This is a genomic window from Tatumella sp. JGM118 (genome assembly GCF_018257515.1).
Taxonomy (GTDB): domain Bacteria; phylum Pseudomonadota; class Gammaproteobacteria; order Enterobacterales; family Enterobacteriaceae; genus Tatumella; species Tatumella terrea.
Genome location: NZ_JAERJR010000001.1, coordinates 14585 through 33426, shown reverse-complemented (window position 1 = coordinate 33426; position 18842 = coordinate 14585). Strand labels below are relative to the sequence as shown.

The following is an 18842-nucleotide window of genomic DNA, read 5'->3' as shown; positions in this document are numbered from 1 at the left end:
AATAGCGATAAATCCGCTAAAAGCAGGATCATATTCCATGGGATATCTTAATTTTGATGATTGATTATTCCTTGTTGTTATCAGGGATATCATGTAATTCCGGTAAGCACCGGATAGCGATTATTTATTCAGAGAAGGGTTTTCTTTAAGGAATAGATATTTTTTCAGTGAGTCGGGGTAAATAGAGATTTATATTTCTGACCTGATGTAGCAGGGAAATAACAGCCGATAATATCCCTGAACCGTTATTCAGCCGGATTAAGATCTGTCAGTGACGCAGCTAAACTCTGGTTCAATGCGATGCGGTGTCCCTGCAATGCCAAAAACAGGAGGCGGGCCGAAATCCGTAACGAGTTCTGTGCCGCAGTGGCCAAAAGGCTGCAATGGAGGACAATGGCGATGAGTTCCATTGCACAGCGAAGCAACTGGACGATCCGAATTTTATTGTCCTTAATGCTGCTGTCTTCCCGGATGAGCTGCAGCACGGCCAGTCTATAAAAATGACGCAGGCTATGCCGGAACAGGCCGATGCCATCTATCTGCTGAATACAAGTAAAGGAACACGAGCTGAGGCTGATATTTTACGGCCAGTCGCTGGATGCCGTCAAAGGCATCATTACCCTGCAGCAGTGACAGCGGCCGGATGGTTTACCGTAAACCGGGAGTCAGCCCGGTTTGTTCATCCTTTTTTCCAGGCAGCGCACAACCCACTTATAGCCCGCTACCGCCAGTACCAGATTCGCCAGAAATGTTGACAGTAGAATAAACCCTTCCGGATCATCATCCCCGAACAGCGTTGCGGCCTTACGCCATATCGATAACTGTAGATTCAATTGGTCAACGCAACAGTCATGTGAAAACATGGGGTTGCGGAGGATTTTTGAATGAAACGAACATTTACAGCAAAGGAAAAAGCATCTGTTTTTGAAATGTGGAAGAACGGAACAGGCTTCAGTGAAATAGCTAATATCCTGGGTTCAAAACCAGGAACAATCTTCACTATGTTAAGAGATACTGGCGGCATAAAACCCAATGAGCGCAAGCGAGCTGTAGCTCACCTGACGCTGTCTGAACGCGAAGAAATACGAGCCGGTTTGTCAGCTAAAATGAGCATTCGTGCGATAGCTACGGCGCTAAATCGTAGTCCTTCGACGATCTCACGTGAAGTTCAGCGTAATCGAGGCAGGCGCTATTACAAAGCTGTTGATGCTAATAACCGGGCCAACAGGATGGCGAAAAGACCAAAACCGTGCTTACTGGATCAGAATTTACCGTTGCGAGAGCTTGTTCTGGAAAAACTCGAGATGAAGTGGTCTCCTGAGCAAATATCAGGATGGTTAAGGCGAACGAAGGGGCGTCAAAAAACACTGCGAATATCACCTGAGACAATTTATAAAACGCTGTACTTTCGTAGCCGTGAAGCGCTACACCACCTGAATGTACAGCATCTGCGCCGGTCGCATAGCCTTCGTCATGGCAAACGCCATACCCGCAAAGGTGAAAGAGGTACGATCAACATAGTAAACGGAACGCCAATTCACGAACGCTCCCGGCATATCGATAACAGACGTTCTCTGGGGCACTGGGAAGGCGATTTAGTATCAGGCACAAAAAACTCGCATATAGCCACACTTGTAGACCGAAAATCACGTTATACGATCATCCTTAGGCTCAGGGGAAAAGATTCTTTCTCAGTGAATCAGGCTCTTACCGACAAATTCCTGAGCTTGCCGCCTGAACTCCGGCAATCACTGACATGGGACAGAGGGATGGAGCTGGCCAGGCATCTAGAATTTACTGTCAGCACTGGGGTTAAAGTTTACTTCTGCGATCCTCAGAGTCCCTGGCAGCGGGGAACAAACGAGAATACTAATGGGCTAATTAGACAGTACTTTCCCAAAAAGACATGCCTTGCCCAATATACTCAACATGAGCTGGATCAGGTTGCAGCTCAGCTAAACAACAGACCAAGAAAGACACTGAAGTTCAAAACACCGAAAGAGATAATTGAAAGAGGTGTTGCGTTGAAAGATTGAATCTACAGCGGCTTTTTTTAATATGTCCCGTTTGTCAGTAACCCGCTTCAACTCCTTCTGGAGTCGGCGGATCTCGGCCTGAGCATCTGACTGTTCTTTATTAGTGGATGAGTCCGGACCGTACTTCTTTATCCAGGCGTAAAGGCTGTGGGTGGTGATATCGAGACGTGTTGCAACGCTGGAAACAGAATGACCGCGATCAATAACCTGTTTGACTGCTGCAATTTTAAACTCTTCGGGATAACGTTTACCGCTCATAGGCACCTCTCTTTAAGTCATCTTAAATGACTCCGGGGTGTCTGTTAAACCCGTGGCGATTCAGTCGTCTCCCGAACACACCTATATACACTAAATCAGCAGGTTGATAGCAATACGGCTATCCCCTCATTTTATCTTCCAACAACTGCCTGATAGCCGCTCCACCCCTTTTTGTTGATCTCGTGAAAACATTTTTTGCATTGTTACTTCAACAATATTGCTATCGGAGTGGTTTTCAGCGGTTTGTAACCCTGCCTGTAACGAGGAGAGGTCAGCCATCGTTTCCCCCATCGGCCAGAGTGCAGACTGCGCAAGATGACGCTTGCGCGCCATCAGACTTTGTAACAGACAGTCAAAAGAGTTTTCCTGATAGCCACTGTGTATGGCTATCGGAATATGCACTGTCACAGGTTTAGTCTGACCAATACGGTGGACTCGATCATTACACTGCTCTTCGACAGCCGGGTTCCACCAGCGGGAAAGATGAATAACATGCGTGGCGGCGGTCAGCGTCAATCCGGTGCCGGCCGCTTTTGGACCTAATACCAGTAAATCAAATCCGAAATCCTGTTGCAGATGTCTCTGGAAGCGATTGACGATTTGCTGGCGTTTTTTTATGGGTGTGTCGCCGTTGATAAGATCGACGTCTTCCATACCAAACAGTTGCTTCACCAATTCAATAAAACGGTATTGCATCTTGCGATGTTCAATAAAGACTAAAACCCGTTCCTGTTTATTTTGTATCTCCCGCAGAATATCAAAACACGCACTTAAACGTGCAGAGGCACTGATAAAGGCTTCATCTTCTGCATCCATGTCCAGGGCGGGATGCACTGAAACACCGCGAATATGTTGCAACATTTTCAGTGCTGCGCCAGGAGCCCCTGATTTAAGTTTCACACGGGCATTATCATAGGCAACCATTTGCCCTTCAGGCATCAGATGAGGATGCAGATAGCGTGTTTTGACCGGAAGATCTTTGGCTACCTGATCTTTTAAACGCCGGAAAGCCAGTGCCGGCTGGCTGCCACTGGCCATAAAAACCCGTTGATATAATTCCTGCATAGTTTCAGTCGTTGGCTCCTGATATTGAGCCGTATATTTTAAACGACTCCCCAGATAGCCAGGAGTAATTTGGTCCATCACAGCCCATAAATCTCCGGTGCTGTTTTCTATCGGTGTCCCTGTCAAACCAATCCGATACTCCGCATTGATAGCACGTGCCGCCATCGCTCTAAGGGACACCGGATTCTTCAGTGCCTGGATTTCATCAAAGACCACAGCAGCGAACTGGATACGGGCAAAGGAGTGTTGATAATTAGTTAAAGTCGTGTAGGTGGTCAGTAACCAGAAACGATGACCCTTAGCTTCCCTGATAGCTGTCTGAAGACGATTGAGGTCCAAACGCTGCTCCCCGGAAAGGGTCTCGACACCCTGACCATCGTGATATTTGTACCGCGACAACGCACTGCCATATAACGGCAATAATGTGCCCAGGCCATCAATGTCACAATGATCGGTCACCTCTTTGTTCCAGTTTTCCAATAAGGAAGTTGGTGCCACAATCAACACCGGACCTGATATCCCACCATGCTGCCGGGCGTTATCCTGTAACCAACGTAAAAAGGTGATTGTTTGTAGAGTCTTGCCCAGCCCCTGTTCATCAGCATTCAGGATACCTGGCATTCCTGATTGCCAGGAGTTGAGCTGATGATGAAAACTTTCCAGCTGGTGTGAACGTAACGCCGTCCTGATACCCGAAGGGATTGTGCCCTGAATATGGGGGATCCGGGGGGCCTGCTCCGGACACCAGTTGACCTCTTCAAAGTTATCGCGAGTATCAAGGATAATCGTTGCCTGATTTAGGGGATGAAGGGTGAGCGGGTCATTACCGCCGGCGGCAGTGTCGCCCAACAACGTAATCCGCTTAGCGATGGCATCACAGAGCGCCGGAGTCACAGGTAACGTCATATCACCCAACGGAACTTCTGGCTCTCCAGACTTCAGGGCACTTACAATGCTGGCTTGTATCTCCTTCAGGCTGTCGGTGTCTAAAGGTTCAATCATTGCGGCGATCCCTTGCGGGATCTCTTCCGGTAACCAGCGGCTACTGTCGAATGTCTCAGGGTAATCACTGGGTTTACTATATTGTTTAAGACCGATCACCCGGGCCGAGTATTCATCGGTTTCAACTATCACGGGATCAGCCATAGCTTCAATCAATGCGTCCCTGGATATGTCGTCAAGTCCCGCCAGTCGGCCCTGGCTATCAAGATATTTTTCTATGGCAGCATTGATTTCCGGACGGGGATTTTCGATAAAAGCCTTTCTCTCGGCGGCAGGTGCCCGCTGTTTTTCTGTCATAACCTGCAGGACGGGAACAGCACCAGGATCCACCACCAGGAAGTGACCTTCACCCACCCGATAGGCTGGCAGCGCCCCCTGCATACGGCAGCGTTTCTGAAAACGTTCTAGTGCCTGTCCACCTAGCTCTGCATCATTTTCCTGAATGTCTCCGCCCTGAGTCAGTTTTTCCCGCAAATTCTTTTGTGCAAAGGGGACAACCTCGAAATCGCTACTATCGCCATGATGAGTAGCGGCTAAAGAGAAACTATCGGCAAGATTAATTTGTAGCCCTTGCAGAAAATCACTCATCGAAAGCCGGGCTGAATGAGTATCCTGACTCATTTCAACCCCGGGATCGAGAGCCTGCCGGAAATGCGCCATCGCAGCCCAATCCCCGGCGTCGCCGCCTCCTGTTTTGAAGTTTTCAACTACGTTCAATGCCTCAACCATCCATACCGGTAATCGACGCAAGCCCTGAGACGTAGAAAGGATCGCGCCGGTACGCTGTGTTATCTGCCGCTGTCCATTTTTCAACCATTCATACCGTAATTTGAACGTAGGATGTCCCAGCGCTCCTTCGATGTCAGTTTTAAGGGTTAAATCAACTAACGGAGGCAAGCCAAGCACCTGAGCAGAATGACTGTCCAGCCGTGACACCAGTTCATGGGGGATCACAATTTGATTTTCAGTGACAGATACCGGCTGTTGGTGTTCTTCAGACAGTGCTTTCAGGTCAGCAATGGCAAACGCCAGGTATCGATCCTTTTGGCGGATATCGCCCAGAGAAGCGGGGAGCTGTTTTCTTAACACCCGCTGTACAAAGGATCGCTTTTCAGGATTAAGGGTGAGAATAACGGTCTGTGGGGTAACTTCAGGATGTAAACTCATGCGATGTAATCCAGTATTTCAAGGACTTTTCCTTGCCAGCTATTAGGGGTATGAGTAATGGCATCATAAATATCCGCGGAACATCGGATATCTTCACAGTCATACTGACTGAGAAAAAGTTGCGGGCCATTTTTAGCCGTTTCTTTGAAGAAGTGGACTTTATAGTTGTGAGAGCCCTCAACCACCGTACAGTGACCAATCTGCATTATGAGCAGAGAAGTATTTTTACGGGATGAATGGGTAGCTGATTGCTCTCCAAAATTGAGCTCACTAATGGCTCCCCCCGCAGACTTAATCTCCTTAGCCCGGGAATAAGCCTCACTGCTGAAAGCAACCCATGCCGCATTGATTTTCCCTTGTTTATAGAGATCCATCCAGAATTTACGGCGCGGCGCCCACATATGACTACTCTCAACCGATGAGACTACATCCATAAAGAACGACATATCCTCACGCGTTAGCCAGCGAATAATAACCTGACGGGTTTTGTCATCCACTCGCCCCCAGACGCCCCCGGTTCGGGTGCGAGGATCACCGTACAAGGCAGTCAGCTTTTCTGTGAGCTGAGTCGCAAAGTGCTCATCAGGTTGCTGATAATACCAATGGCTGAGTAGCGCATTAAGGGCATATTCGGCCCCGGTTTCGAGACGCTCCTTACCTTCAGGCTTCAGCCACTCGAAAAGCGCCTCTATCCATTGTGGCTCAGTCAGTTTATCTGCAATCTTATCGATGTAAGCTCTAAAGACTAAGCTCATCAATCCCGTACCACTGCGCGAACTCAGTCCCTGGCTGCTTAGTTCCTGATATGGACGCAACATAGGCACCATTCTGTCAGCAATCAAACGGTGAGCATGATTAGCTTCCAGAATCTCAGGGATATTACCTATTAACATCTGCCAGCGACCGGGTAGATAGCTCTGCTGCTGCTGTAATCCCCTCAGTAATGCCAAGGTATGTTCGCTTCCCGGCTGGTAACTTTCCAGATAGGCTTTAAACATAGTCGACAAAAAAATCGTCGACCTGTTGCTCTCGAGCTCTTTTAAATAAAATTGCCTTAAAGGTTCGAATAGTGGCAAACGGACAAATCTGTCAGAAAAAAGATAGCGTGCTCCTTCACAGACCAGCGACATACTGACGTTACGCCATTCCCAGTGAACAACATAGCCGAGAATTTCCTGTAAAACAGACTGCTGGTCTTTATCATTGCTGCTGATGTCGATATCTGGCCAGCGAAGATGTACCTGCCGGATACTCTGTTTTAATGCAGAGGATTCGACAACTGCCTTTGCGGATATTTTTTTTGGGTGGAGTAATAATTCACTTAACGCCAGGCTCATGGTTTGGCTTCCTGCATAACCCCGCTCAACTGCTGACGAATTGTATTGATTTCTTCTTCATTAGCTGGTGTATGCATTACTATACGTAAATCTATACGACGGTTAGTGGCTCTGTTTTGTGCGGTGTCATTAGGGGCTACCGGGCGCATATCTCCATATCCTGCGACAGAAAGTACCGGCTGATGATTAAGATTTTGTCGGGTCAGTAAATCCGGTGCAGTGGTATTCATGGTCGTAAAAGTATTTATCGCACGATTTGTTGACAGTGTCAGGTTATACAAAGCGTCTCCTTGAGAGTCAGTGTGGCCCTCAATCTGTACTGATTCAATCACCGCATAGGAAGGGTTACATTGCCTGCTCCATCCTGAATGCTGATGTGAAAAGGTATAGCATGGCAACACACTGTCTAAATTCTTCGCCAGCGCTTCGACGATTTGCCGTTTTTTATCTGTGAAGGTGGCACTGTTACTCGCAAATAAACCATCACCCTGAAAACGTAATATACCTTCCTGCGGTATCACATTTACCGGCAAATCCGGATAACTGCCTTTAAGACGGTCGCGCAACTCATAAAGTAACGCTAATCGCGCCGCATCAGCTTCTGATAAATATTTTTCCAGCGGATTTGGCTGCTTAAGACGCTTAATCTCCGCCTCCAGACTTTTAATTTTACTATCGCGGGTATTCACCGCAGTCTCATACGTTTGCTTTGGTACAGTATTTTTATCGTTATAACGGCTGGCAAAAAATGCCAGTAATACCATGACGATAAAAAGAAAACTCACCGTCATATCTGTCATAGAGACAAATACAGATTCCTGTTCTTCGTGCTCTCTTTTACGCGGGCCATGATTACGCATTAGTTACGTCTCTGTTTCGGCATAAACTCTTCGGCCTGCTCAACCACCTCACGCATAGTGTCAAGGGCGGGAGTCAGACCGTCCTGCATATTTTTGACATGAGCAGAAAGAGTATCTACGGAGAGCTGTACTTGTTGCTGATAACTTTCAAAGGCCTTACCTAAAGTAATATCGATATCCTCCAGCCGCTGGCCCTGCCCTTTTAAGGAATTGATCACCGACTGCAGACTCAACAATGTCGATTCGATGGCTTTATGCTGCCCTCCCAGGGTTTCCTGTGCGGACTTGAGTGCCACGGCAGAACTTTCCGCATTGGCTTTTGCAGAATAAGCGATAGTACTGAGTTGATTTTCAGTACTGTCACGGAGTTGGCGGGTCATATTCTCAATACGCTCTACCATGGCTCGCACCGGATCTGCCGCAGTAACCAGGCTCTGACTACTTTCTTGGAAGGCTCTGGAGGCCTGTTCCGTTGCCTGCGCCCCCTCTTTAATGCCTTCGGATGAACGACGTAACTGGGTTCCGCTTTCACTGACCAACTTTACTACATCCTTCAGTTTATGGGCGATTTCATCCAGGGGGATCAGCAACTGTTCACTCGCTTTCTGTGATACCTGGTGGGTAGTTTGATGGATAGAATTAGCGGCTTGATCAATCGACTGAATAATGTCGCGGGTAGATAGCGAAATTGCCTGTTGGCTTTCCGTTGTGGTCGTTTTGAATTGTAACCGGGCGGCTTCGGAACCTTGTCGGGCTGCAGTTTCTAACTCTTCACGAATTCCCACGGCTGCCATTTTCATCCCTTCAGCAGCTTCCCGCATAGCGTTTGCTCCATCACTGGTATTATCTTTGATACCCTGTAAAGTAATATTCATGGTGCTGAGAAGACTTTCTGTCCCCTGCGTCAGCAATTCCCTGGCCTGACCGGCAGAAGAGGCCATACCTTCAGTTAAAGATTCTACGGCCTGCCCTAACCGGGAGATAACTTGCTCCATCTCATCGCCCATCCGACCTGAACTTTGATCCATCCGCTCAGCCAGCATACGGATCTGATCACCGGCTAAAGAGATACGATCGCTGGCCTGTGTTAAAGCCTGCCCCACATCATTTGAGAAGCGAGTTGATAGGCTTTCTACCATTTCGCCTACCCCATCATTCCCCAGGCGACTGACTTGTTCTATAACCGGCGTAATAGCCTGACTGATCGATTCTGAGATGACTTTCGGAAGATCTTCACGTAACGGACGACCTAACTCTGCGACCATCTCCATACCCAGTAAACGAAAATGTTCACGGCTTTCAATGGTGGCTTCAAGTTGCTGTTGCGCAATATATTCCAGAGAAATATAGGAGAGACGTTTTTCAAGTAAAGAATTCAGCCGGAAGACTCTAACGTCTACGGCGCTCAGGTCACGACGCTGCACGATAGTAAAAATAATAGAACAGAAAAGCCCCATCAGCGACATAATAAATTTCGCTGAGGCAATAGTAAGTAATCCTTCTAACGCTGCACTACCGCCGTTTCCGAGAGAAGTGCTCATGGAATTCAAGGCAGAAATCAATCCGAGAAAAGTAAGAAATAATCCAACACTGACAAACATGCCTGGCACAACTTTCCAACCACCAGCACCAAAGTGAAGATCTTCCAGGTTAAAAAACTGCTGAGGTCTGACAGTATTATGGATCTGTAGATTTTCTCCGTTACCTACTGACAGCATGGTTTCACGATATTCAAACCAAGCCTGTCTGATACTTGTCTGTTGTGCACTGCTGCTTTCCTGATTGAACTGGTTATCCAGTGCCAGAAGCTGGTCGGAAATATTGTCAGTTCTGCTATCAATGGCCGTGATAACCGCATCCAGGGCTTTTTTTCTCTTATTCATTATATTACGCCAGCGAATAAGACATATAACCAGTGTTACCACCAGTGTTATGGTAACCCAACCCGGTGCCGCGGGATTTATCAGTAGCGAGGCTAACCACAGAATAGCATTACGAACAACAACGCCGGGATAAAGTAAGAAGTCCATTTAATACCTGATAGATTACGTTGATAGGAATAATCTTAATGGTATCGGTTTTTTTCAGATTTATGAACATTAAAGGTGCACAAATCCCCCCATATGAAGGCGACAGGGTTTAATTGCATACCTAATTGCCGAAGTAAAAAACGCATCAGTTTTAAGGACCCCCGAAGCGGGTCCGATTTTCAGTCAGTTTGCCCTTTTCCCTGTATCCCGGCCTTCGCCATTTTATTCAGTGCGGGTATCATGGCCAGAGCCTCTGCAACCGGGCTGGAGTACTCACGCAGTATAAGCGAATCAACGAACAACTGTTTTACCCTGGCCATGACCGCACCGATTGTAATCTGTTGTCCGTTACCACGGGATATGCTCCCGCTCAGTCGCTGCTTTGCAACAACACGTTGAGGTCTACGTAATGAACAGGGAAGTAACCTGTCCTCCATGGAGGGATAAAGGCACTGATTTTCTTAAGACGTAATTCATCGTGACATCACCGTAAGGTCTAAACGCTACCCTCAGCGACTGACCTGATTTTTCCTAGCTCTCCGGCTTAAGAAAGTTTGAAATCTGTGTTAAAAAAAGCCGGTATCGGGTTACCAAAAGGACAGAGAACGCATGTCTTGCAGCATACCTTTGCCAGCCATTTTATGATGCGAGGGGGAAATATTCTGGTGCTGCAACAGATATCAGGACACAGCACGATAATGATGACGATGCGTTATGCACACTTTGCACCAAATCACCTGGATGCTGCTACTATTTTGAACCCATTTGACAGTCTTTCAAAGAAGGAGAGTAGATAGCCTTTTTATTGTTATATCGCCATTATATCGCCATTTCATCGCCACTGCGGATCGCAGAAAACAAAAAACCGCCTGACGGCGGTTAAACGACATTGCACATAAGTGCTTATTTTTGTTCATTATAATCGGTGGTGCCCGGGGCGGGACTTGAACCCGCACAGCCTTACAGCCGAGGGATTTTAAATCCCTTGTGTCTACCGATTTCACCACCCGGGCAAATCTGGAGGCGCGTCCCGGAGTCGAACCGAGGTAGGCGGATTTGCAATCCGCTGCATGGCCACTCTGCCAACGCGCCTTTAATTCTTTGAATTACAACATCTTAAAATATGTTGTTCTTCTTATTCTTTGTTAATTCCGGTGGAAAACACCTGCTTAACTTATTGATTCCGAAAGACTTAATATCTCTTTCGTCTCCGGAATGGCGGCTATTATGGACTGGTTCCCCGCCCTTGGCAAGAGCTATCCCCTATTTTTTCCAATAAAACCGACCGAATGACTGAAAATTCAGCAAACTGTTCAGTCAGCGAACACAATCACGCTAAGATGTTTAAATTATCATCACTAACAGACTGATTTAAATGAATAAAAATTCAAATATTCCGTCTGCATTGCCCTGATGCACTCTGATTTCGGACGGTAAATCTGCTTCCCGGTCTGGCTTTACTTCCCTGCTCTGCGGAGGATAACCAGTGCACCGGACAAAGAAGCCTGTCTGTGAAAATCTGCCGCGTATATTTAGTGCGTTACGGAGATCTGTTCCGTCAGTCTGCAAGATATAACTTTTCATCCCACTGAGCCAATGAAAGCACCTTAACCCGTGCCGCCTTAATACGGAACAAAACGCCATTGCCGGACCCGGCAGTGCTGCACTTAAGCCCTTCGGACCGCGTATACGGGCAGCAGTCAGATAGTCAGATAGTCAGATAGTCAGATAGTCAGATAAGAGCATAACGAGGTTCCGTCGACAGTCCTCTTCAAATAGCGCCGACCGTAAACGAGTAGTGAAGCGCTGCTGCCAGGGCGACCGATGAATCTATGTGAGCTGACCCGGCAAAGATAATACATGGACGTGCTCCCACAGATAGCGCTTCATACAGTAAAAATTCTGCGGTGAAGCGCTGCTGCCCGGGCCACCGATGGGTCTATGTGAGCTGAGCCGTCAAAGATAATATATGTATGTACTCCCACAGATAGCGCTTCATACAGTAAAAATTCAGCGCTGAAGTGCTGCTGCCGGGAGGACAGATGGAAAAGTGTTCCGGTCCGGAAATGATTACAGGCCGGCAAGCAGATATGTCGCTGCATATTTCCCTTTCCGGATGCCTTAAGCTGAAAAGTTAATCTCTACCCTCTTCATTCAAATCATAAGAAGAATGCCGGTACGTACGTTTGATGGGTTATTCGGTGACCAGCCGGCGTTACTGAGATGAGCGACCACCCACGGCTTCTGAAATATTCCGCCATGACCGGAGACCCTACCAGCGTCATTCAGGATGGACTAAACGCGGAACACTCCGTGAATGAGGTTGTATATATACCGGTGCCACTCTCCGCAGGTCTTCCGGGGGACTGACTGGCAGTTGAGCCGCTGTGAGGTGTGCTTAGGATGGTACGGGCGGTTAAGTCGCCACCAGAAGTTCGCGGCTTAACCGCTGACTAAGGTGACCAGTGGGCCGGGGTCATGTGGTCATGTGGTCATGTGGTCATGTGGCCATGTGGCCATGTGGCCATGTGGCCATGTGGTCATGTGGCCATGTGGCCATGTGGTCATGTGGCCATGTGGCCATGTGGTCATGTGGCCATGTGGCCATGTGGCCATGTGGCCATGTGGTCATGTGGTCATGCGGTCATGCGGTCATGCGGCCATGCGGTCATGCGGCCATGCGGCCATGCGGTCATGTGGTCATGCGGTGACAGAGTACAAAAACAAAAAAAGGACCCGAAGGTCCTTTTCTGAGGGCAGATAACCTGACGTTACCGGCCGGAATCTGGAGCGGGAAACGAGACTCGAACTCGCGACCCCGACCTTGGCAAGGTCGTGCTCTACCAACTGAGCTATTCCCGCAATGCATTTCCTGTTATCCGTAATGACTGAAACACAGGTAATGTCTTGATGTGCAGCATTTTACTGCCCCGGACGTATCCGTCAACCTGTTTATACCGCCCCACGGTGTGATTGCTGCTATTTACGCCGCTTTGCTTACTGATCGAGCAGATCTTTACGCGCAGCGCTCAGATACTGGAACATCGACCAAAAGGTCAGGACCGCTGCAATATACAATGCCAGGAATCCAGCCACTTCCACCAGATGATTAGGTCGCCATAACAATGCGACCAGCGCCATCATCTGTGCCGTTGTTTTCACTTTGCCTATCCAGGACACCGCAACACTGCTGCGTTTACCAATTTCAGCCATCCATTCACGCAATGCAGAAATAATAATTTCACGGGCAATCATGGTCGCGGCCGGCAGCGTGATCCACCAGGAATGAAAATGTTCCGCCACCAGCACCAATGCAATAGCCACCATCACTTTATCGGCCACGGGGTCAAGGAACGCACCGAACGCCGTCGTTTGTTGCCAGCGACGCGCCAGAAAGCCATCAAACCAGTCGGTAATGGCCGCAATCACAAAAAGTAATGCGCAACACGCCGGAGCCCACTGAAAAGGCAGATAAAATGCCAGCACGAAAAAAGGGATCAGCACAACCCTGAATAACGTGAGGTATATCGGTATATTAAATTGCATAGGGCATTAACAGCCTGGAAAGGGTGATGTTTGCCACTATGTTCCTACATTGCCCCCCCCGTTTCAATGCTACTGTTTGAGAGAATGGAATATTTTTTCTGCCAGCGCACGCGATATGCCCGGGACTTTGGCTATTTCATCGGCGGTGGCATTTTTCAGTGGCTGTAATCCCCCCATATATTTCAGTAACTGCTGACGTCGTTTCGGGCCAACCCCTTCAATTCCTTCCAGACTGCTCGCCGATTTCACCTTCGCCCTTTTCTGCCGGTGGCCGGTTATCGCATGATTATGAGATTCATCACGGATATGCTGAATAACATGGAGTGCCGGTGAGTCAGGGGGTAACGACATCCCTTCCCCCTCTGGCTCCAGAAACAGTGTTTCCAGCCCGGCTTTGCGATCACTTCCCTTGGCAATCCCCAGTAATAAAGGATGTGCTTTATTCCAGTCGACCTGCAACGAGGCAAACACCTCTTTGGCCTGCCCCAGCTGCCCCTTACCGCCATCGATAATAATGACATCCGGGATATTCTTTTCTTCCAGAGCTTTTCCGTAGCGCCGTTCGAGAACCTGATGCATCGCTGCATAGTCATCGCCGGGGGTAATGCCATTGATATTGTAACGACGATACTCCGCCCTCACTGGGCCATTGGCATCAAACACAACGCAGGAAGCCACCGTTTGTTCACCCATCGTATGGCTGATATCAAAGCATTCCATACGCCGGATATTTGGCAGATGCAGAAAATTCGCCAGTGCTGCCATACGCTGATGCACGGTGGATTGCTGCGCCAGCCGGGAGGTCAGAGCCGTCGCCGCATTGGTTCGGGCGAGTTTCAGGTAACGCGCCCTGTCCCCGCGGGGCTTACTTTGCAGGGTGATCTTCCGTCCTGCCAGTCCGGACAAAGATTCACTCAGCAGGCCGGTTTCAGGCAGTTCAAAATCCAGCAGGATATCGCCTGGTAAGGTGCGTAACTCACTGCCCTGCAGATAAAACTGTCCCACAAAGGTCTGGATAACTTCGGCCAGTTCGGTATTTGCCGGCACTTTAGGAAAATAACTACGGCTTCCCAGCACTTTCCCCTGGCGGATAAATAACACATGCACACAGGCCATTCCCGAATCGTAAGCGATACTGATAGCATCGAGGTCATCTCCCTGATTGGAAACAAACTGTTTTTCGGTGATCCGTCTGACTGCCTGAATTTGATCCCTGAGTAGTGCCGCCCCTTCAAAGTCCAGATCGGCGCTCGCCTGCTCCATACGGGCGACCAGCTGACGCAGGACCTGGTCATCCTTCCCGGAAAGAAACAGCCGTACATAGTCCGTCTGTTGCCGGTAATCCTCTTCGGAAACCAGTCCGCTGACACAGGGTCCGAGGCAGCGTCCTATCTGATATTGCAGACAGGGACGGGATCGATTCCGGTAGACATTGTTTTCACATTGCCGGATAGGAAACACTTTCTGTAATAACGCCAGGGTCTCCCGTACGGCCCCTCCGTTAGGAAAAGGCCCGAAATACTCCCCTTTCGCGTGTTTAGCTCCACGATGGTATGCCAGCCGCGGATGCTTATCGCCGCTGAGAAAAATAAACGGATAGGACTTATCATCACGCAATAACACGTTATAGCGCGGCTGATAGAGTTTGATGTAGTTGTGTTCAAGCAGCAGTGCTTCTGTCTCACTGTGGGTCACGGTGACATCGATATGCACAATGTTCGCCACCAACGCTTCGGTTTTACGGCTGCTGACCTGTTTGCGGAAATAGCTGGTCAGACGTTTTTTCAGATCTTTCGCTTTACCGACATAGATCACCTCATCGCCAGTGCCATACATTCTGTAAACACCGGGCTGATGGGTCACTGTGCGGAGAAACTCCGCAGGGTCGAACGTATTATTCACTTCATTCACTACGCGTTACCGGGTTTGAGTGGACAGAAAAAGAGCCTTGCGGGAGGATACTCTCCCGACAGGTAGCGGACTGCAAATACCCCGGGAAGTCTGTGTGCTTCCACGACATCTCAGGTACTGAATTGTGATTCACGGTCGTCATTTCAAGTATCCTGGCAGGGTATAACGAAAAAAAGCAGCTTATGAGCGCAGCTGTACTCTGATATCCCCTTCCGGCCGCGGATATCGCCGCGCGCCTAAGGATCTCTTCTTTCAGAGCCTACAGTCATGCCGCCTGCCCCGGTAAACCGGACAGCATAAGCAGCCATCCCTGCCGTTCTCAGGACAGTACTTATCTAAGTATAAGCGATTCTGTGCAGATGACCGGTCAGCCGGTGGAATACAGCACAGAGCGCCATGATCTCAGATTTCGGCCATTTCGCCGCGCATTCCATAGCTGACGGCTATTCTGTCACTTTTGATCGGCGGACAGGGCTGAAAATAATGAACCCTGTATTATGATTCTGATATAATCCACGCATTATGGCGATAAAATGCCGTTTAACGGAGTCGGAAACAATGAACTACGCAGAATTTTCTACTGAAAAAAGCCCTGAAGCGCTATCCCGTGAAGTCACTTGTCTGAAAATGATGGTAACTATGATCCTGCAATCTATGAGCCAGGTAGATTCAGGCAAAGCTATCTTAAAAATGGAACGTTATCTGGCGACGGCCGGTGATAACGAAGATACCGCATTACTGGCTGAAACGCTGCGCCAGATTAAAGCGGGCTATCTGCAATAACGCTGAGTCGTCCTGCCTCAGCCTGAGGCAGGATAATACGCTCCCCGAAGCTCCCCGGCCTTACCCCCTCTTTGCTTTTTTCCACAGTGATATTGCCCGTTACTGCAGGTTTTGCCGGTAATTCCGTTGAAAAAAAGTGCGGTTGGACGGCATTCCCGACAAGCGGTTTTTCCGGCAACGCAGAGTATGATAAAAGATGCCTGAACTATTAAGAGATTATGACACAGGTGGCCTGCTCATCAGGCTCTCCGGGAATAACTCTAAGATAACAACAAGAAAGCTATTGCAATCACAGGAACAGATGCATGACACAACATTCTGACAACGATGTGACCGGTGAAGGTTCACACAAGCTGCGGCGAAATCTTCACAACCGTCATATACAGTTAATTGCCATCGGCGGTGCTATCGGTACCGGCTTATTTATGGGATCAGGAAAGACAATCAGTCTGGCCGGCCCGTCCATCATCTTTGTCTATATGCTGATAGGCTTTATGCTGTTTTTCGTCATGCGGGCAATGGGTGAAATATTACTTTCTAATCTGAATTATAAATCGTTCAGTGACTTTGCGGCCGAATTACTGGGGCCCTGGGCCGGGTATTTTACCGGCTGGACCTACTGGTTTTGCTGGGTAGTCACCGGCATTGCAGATATTGTCGCCATCACTTCCTATCTTCAGTTCTGGTTACCGGATTTTTCTGTCTGGATGAGCGCATTGCTGTGCATAGCCACCTTCCTGATCCTGAACATCGCAACCGTGAAGCTGTTCGGCGAAATGGAGTTCTGGTTTGCTATCATCAAGATAGTCGCCATTATTGCCTTGATTATTATCGGGATCGTGCTGGTTGCCGTGCACTACCATGCCCCGGGACGACCTGAAGCCGCTCTCAGCAATATCTGGACCCACGGGGGACTGTTCCCGAAAGGTCTGAGTGGCTTCTTTGCCGGCTTCCAGATTGCCGTCTTTGCCTTTGTCGGCATCGAACTGGTCGGGACAACAGCCGCAGAAACACGCAACCCACAGAAAGTCTTACCCAGAGCGATCAACGCGATCCCGCTGCGTATCATCATGTTTTATGTCTGTTCATTACTGGTGATCATGGCTGTCACCCCCTGGAACGAGGTTGTCCCGTCGCGCAGTCCGTTCGTGGAGATGTTCGTACTGATTGGTTTACCTGCTGCTGCGGGTATTATTAATTTTGTGGTGCTCACCTCGGCGGCGTCATCAGCCAATAGTGGCATCTTTTCAACCAGCCGTATGCTGTTTGGTCTGGCCGGACAAGGGGTCGCCCATCAGCGATTTGCGCATCTGTCCAAACGAGCGGTGCCGGTCAACGGCTTGCTGTTTTCCTGCTTATGTTTGCTGGCAGGGATCGCGCTGATTTACCTGATCCCGAATGTGATGACCGTTTTCACGCTGGTCACCACCGTCTCCGCGATACTGTTTATGTTCGTCTGGTCGATTATTCTGTGCAGTTACCTGGTCTACCGTAAAAAACATCCGGAATTGCATGCCGCGTCGGTCTTCAGGATGCCGGCCGGGAAACTGATGAGCTGGGTGGGACTGCTGTTTTTCGCCTTTGTACTGGTTCTGCTGAGCCTGCAACCCGATACGCGTCAGGCACTGATGGTAACCCCGATCTGGTTTATCCTGCTGGCTATCGGCTGGAAAATGCAGCAGCGTAAATTATCTTAGTGCTATAACTCCGGGTACGGCATCTTCGCTTTCCGGTGCCGTCCCGGGGTTATCACACATCAGCTGCCGGTAATTTTTTCTTTTTCCAGCGCAGTTCACTGATCACAACCGCACAAACAATCAGGCAGCCCCCGGCCAGTGCCGGTAAAGGGAGCCTTTCTCCGGCAATTCTGCCGACAATGCCAGCCCATACCGGTTCTCCCGCATAAATAATCGTCGCTTTTGTCGGCGAAACACTTCGCTGTGCCCAGTTCATCGTCAGCTGGATCACCGCGCTGGCAAGCCCCAGACCACAGGCACTGCCCAGCACCGTCATAGTCATGTCAGGAACCGCTTCCCCGGCGGGCAGCATAAACAGAAACGAAAACAATGAGGCCATCAGAAGCTGGATCAGTGTCAGCCGCCGGGTTTCAGTAGTCCCCGCAAAATAGCCTATCAGTAAAATCTCTGCCGCAATCGCCAGCGTACTGGCCAGAGTGACCATTTCCCCGGCCGAAAAGCCTGATGCCGACCGGACAGAGACGCCGGACAGCAGCAACAATCCGGCAAAAGCCAGAACAATCCCGCACCAGGACATAATACCGGGCGGACGGCGGAAGAATAACCACTGCAGTAATGGTACCAGAGGCACATACATGGCAGTGATAAAGGCGGACTGGCTGCTGCTAATCGTTTTCATCCCCAGCGTCTGTAAACCATAGCCGATAGCTATCGCCAGCCCGATACTGCCTCCGGCAATCCAGTCCCGGGGGCTGGCCCCCCGCAGGGTTTTCAGGGAAAACAGCGAGAGGATCAGGGCTGCCGTACCAAAGCGCAGACCGACGAAAAAGAACGCACCGGATACCTGTACCGCATGGTGCACAATAAGAAAGGTTCCCCCCCATAGCATGGTGATAAAAATTAATATCAGCACAGGTCGGGAGAACAACGGGTCAGAGGTATTGTTAGCAACAGAAGACATCTTTGAATAACCAGTCGCGGGAAAAGGAGTGATACCGGGTGCGGTATCGCCGGGCGAATAACCTCTGCCATCGCCGGGAAAGCGCATTGCAGAAACGTCCGGGGTCTCAGAAAAAAAACAGCTCTGCATCACTGCAAAGCTGTTCACTCATTTATGGGTGCTCCCGCCTGGCAGGATAACACGACGCTG

The 18842-nt window shown here is 49.2% G+C and carries 12 protein-coding genes, 3 tRNA genes and 2 pseudogenes; 5 read left to right on the top strand and 12 right to left on the bottom strand.

What is annotated here, in order from left to right; translation table 11 throughout:
• The first annotated feature begins 383 nt into the window (after positions 1-383).
• Together JK223_RS00165 and JK223_RS00160 are read left to right on the top strand one after the other, a co-directional pair.
• Positions 384-755 carry a DUF4406 domain-containing protein gene (locus tag JK223_RS00165; RefSeq protein WP_212712205.1) on the top strand — a complete coding sequence of 124 codons (372 nt, stop codon included), beginning with the start codon at positions 384-386 and terminating at the stop codon, positions 753-755.
• A 129-nt stretch (positions 756-884) separates the two neighbouring features.
• Positions 885-2036, top strand: a complete 1152-nt coding sequence (locus tag JK223_RS00160) for an IS30 family transposase (RefSeq protein WP_212712204.1) — start codon at positions 885-887, stop codon at positions 2034-2036.
• A gap of 9 nt (positions 2037-2045) precedes the next feature.
• Here JK223_RS00160 and JK223_RS00155 read toward each other — a convergent pair.
• The 6 genes and pseudogenes from JK223_RS00155 to JK223_RS00130 all read right to left on the bottom strand — a co-directional run.
• Positions 2046-2294, bottom strand: a pseudogene (locus JK223_RS00155) (transposase); the annotation flags it as partial.
• Between the two features lie 126 nt (positions 2295-2420).
• Positions 2421-5528: a DEAD/DEAH box helicase gene (locus tag JK223_RS00150; RefSeq protein WP_212712203.1), complete on the bottom strand. Its 3108-nt coding sequence runs from the start codon at positions 5526-5528 to the stop codon at positions 2421-2423.
• Positions 5525-6865, bottom strand: coding sequence for an EH signature domain-containing protein (locus JK223_RS00145; protein WP_212712202.1), 1341 nt, complete (start codon positions 6863-6865; stop codon positions 5525-5527). Before JK223_RS00145 ends, JK223_RS00150 begins: the two co-directional genes overlap by 4 nt.
• The gene (locus tag JK223_RS00140; protein WP_212712201.1) at positions 6862-7725 is read right to left on the bottom strand and encodes an OmpA family protein; all 864 of its coding nucleotides are present in this window, start codon (positions 7723-7725) and stop codon (positions 6862-6864) included. The genes JK223_RS00145 and JK223_RS00140 overlap by 4 nt, the downstream gene beginning before the upstream one ends.
• Positions 7725-9755 (bottom strand): hypothetical protein, encoded by a 2031-nt coding sequence (locus tag JK223_RS00135; RefSeq protein WP_212712200.1) that lies wholly within the window; start codon positions 9753-9755, stop codon positions 7725-7727. The genes JK223_RS00140 and JK223_RS00135 overlap by 1 nt, the downstream gene beginning before the upstream one ends.
• Before the next feature lie 179 nt (positions 9756-9934).
• Positions 9935-10075: a hypothetical protein gene (locus JK223_RS00130; protein ID WP_212712199.1), complete on the bottom strand. Its 141-nt coding sequence runs from the start codon at positions 10073-10075 to the stop codon at positions 9935-9937.
• Between the two features lie 237 nt (positions 10076-10312).
• Here JK223_RS00130 and JK223_RS00125 point away from each other — a divergent pair.
• Positions 10313-10552, top strand: a pseudogene (locus JK223_RS00125) (tyrosine-type recombinase/integrase); the annotation flags it as partial.
• Between the two features lie 129 nt (positions 10553-10681).
• On the opposite strand, the gene JK223_RS00120 reads toward JK223_RS00125, so the two are convergent.
• From JK223_RS00120 to uvrC, 5 genes are all read right to left on the bottom strand, one after another.
• A tRNA-Leu gene (locus tag JK223_RS00120) sits at positions 10682-10768 on the bottom strand.
• A 5-nt stretch (positions 10769-10773) separates the two neighbouring features.
• A tRNA-Cys gene (locus JK223_RS00115) sits at positions 10774-10847 on the bottom strand.
• A 1694-nt stretch (positions 10848-12541) separates the two neighbouring features.
• Positions 12542-12617, bottom strand: a tRNA-Gly gene (locus JK223_RS00110).
• A gap of 135 nt (positions 12618-12752) precedes the next feature.
• Positions 12753-13301, bottom strand: coding sequence for a CDP-diacylglycerol--glycerol-3-phosphate 3-phosphatidyltransferase (gene pgsA / locus JK223_RS00105; RefSeq protein ID WP_212712198.1), 549 nt, complete (start codon positions 13299-13301; stop codon positions 12753-12755).
• 69 nt (positions 13302-13370) lie between these two features.
• On the bottom strand, positions 13371-15203 hold the full coding sequence (uvrC, locus tag JK223_RS00100) for an excinuclease ABC subunit UvrC (RefSeq protein ID WP_212712623.1): 1833 nt from the start codon (positions 15201-15203) through the stop codon (positions 13371-13373).
• 567 nt (positions 15204-15770) lie between these two features.
• Here uvrC and JK223_RS00095 point away from each other — a divergent pair.
• Positions 15771-15995, top strand: a complete 225-nt coding sequence (locus JK223_RS00095; RefSeq protein WP_212712197.1) for a DUF2594 family protein — start codon at positions 15771-15773, stop codon at positions 15993-15995.
• A 305-nt stretch (positions 15996-16300) separates the two neighbouring features.
• Entirely contained in the window at positions 16301-17692 is a 1392-nt protein-coding gene (gene cycA / locus JK223_RS00090) for a D-serine/D-alanine/glycine transporter (RefSeq protein WP_212712196.1), read from the top strand.
• Between the two features lie 52 nt (positions 17693-17744).
• On the opposite strand, the gene JK223_RS00085 is transcribed toward cycA, so the two are convergent.
• Positions 17745-18653 (bottom strand): DMT family transporter, encoded by a 909-nt coding sequence (locus JK223_RS00085; protein WP_212712195.1) that lies wholly within the window; start codon positions 18651-18653, stop codon positions 17745-17747.
• Positions 18654-18842 lie beyond the last annotated feature (189 nt).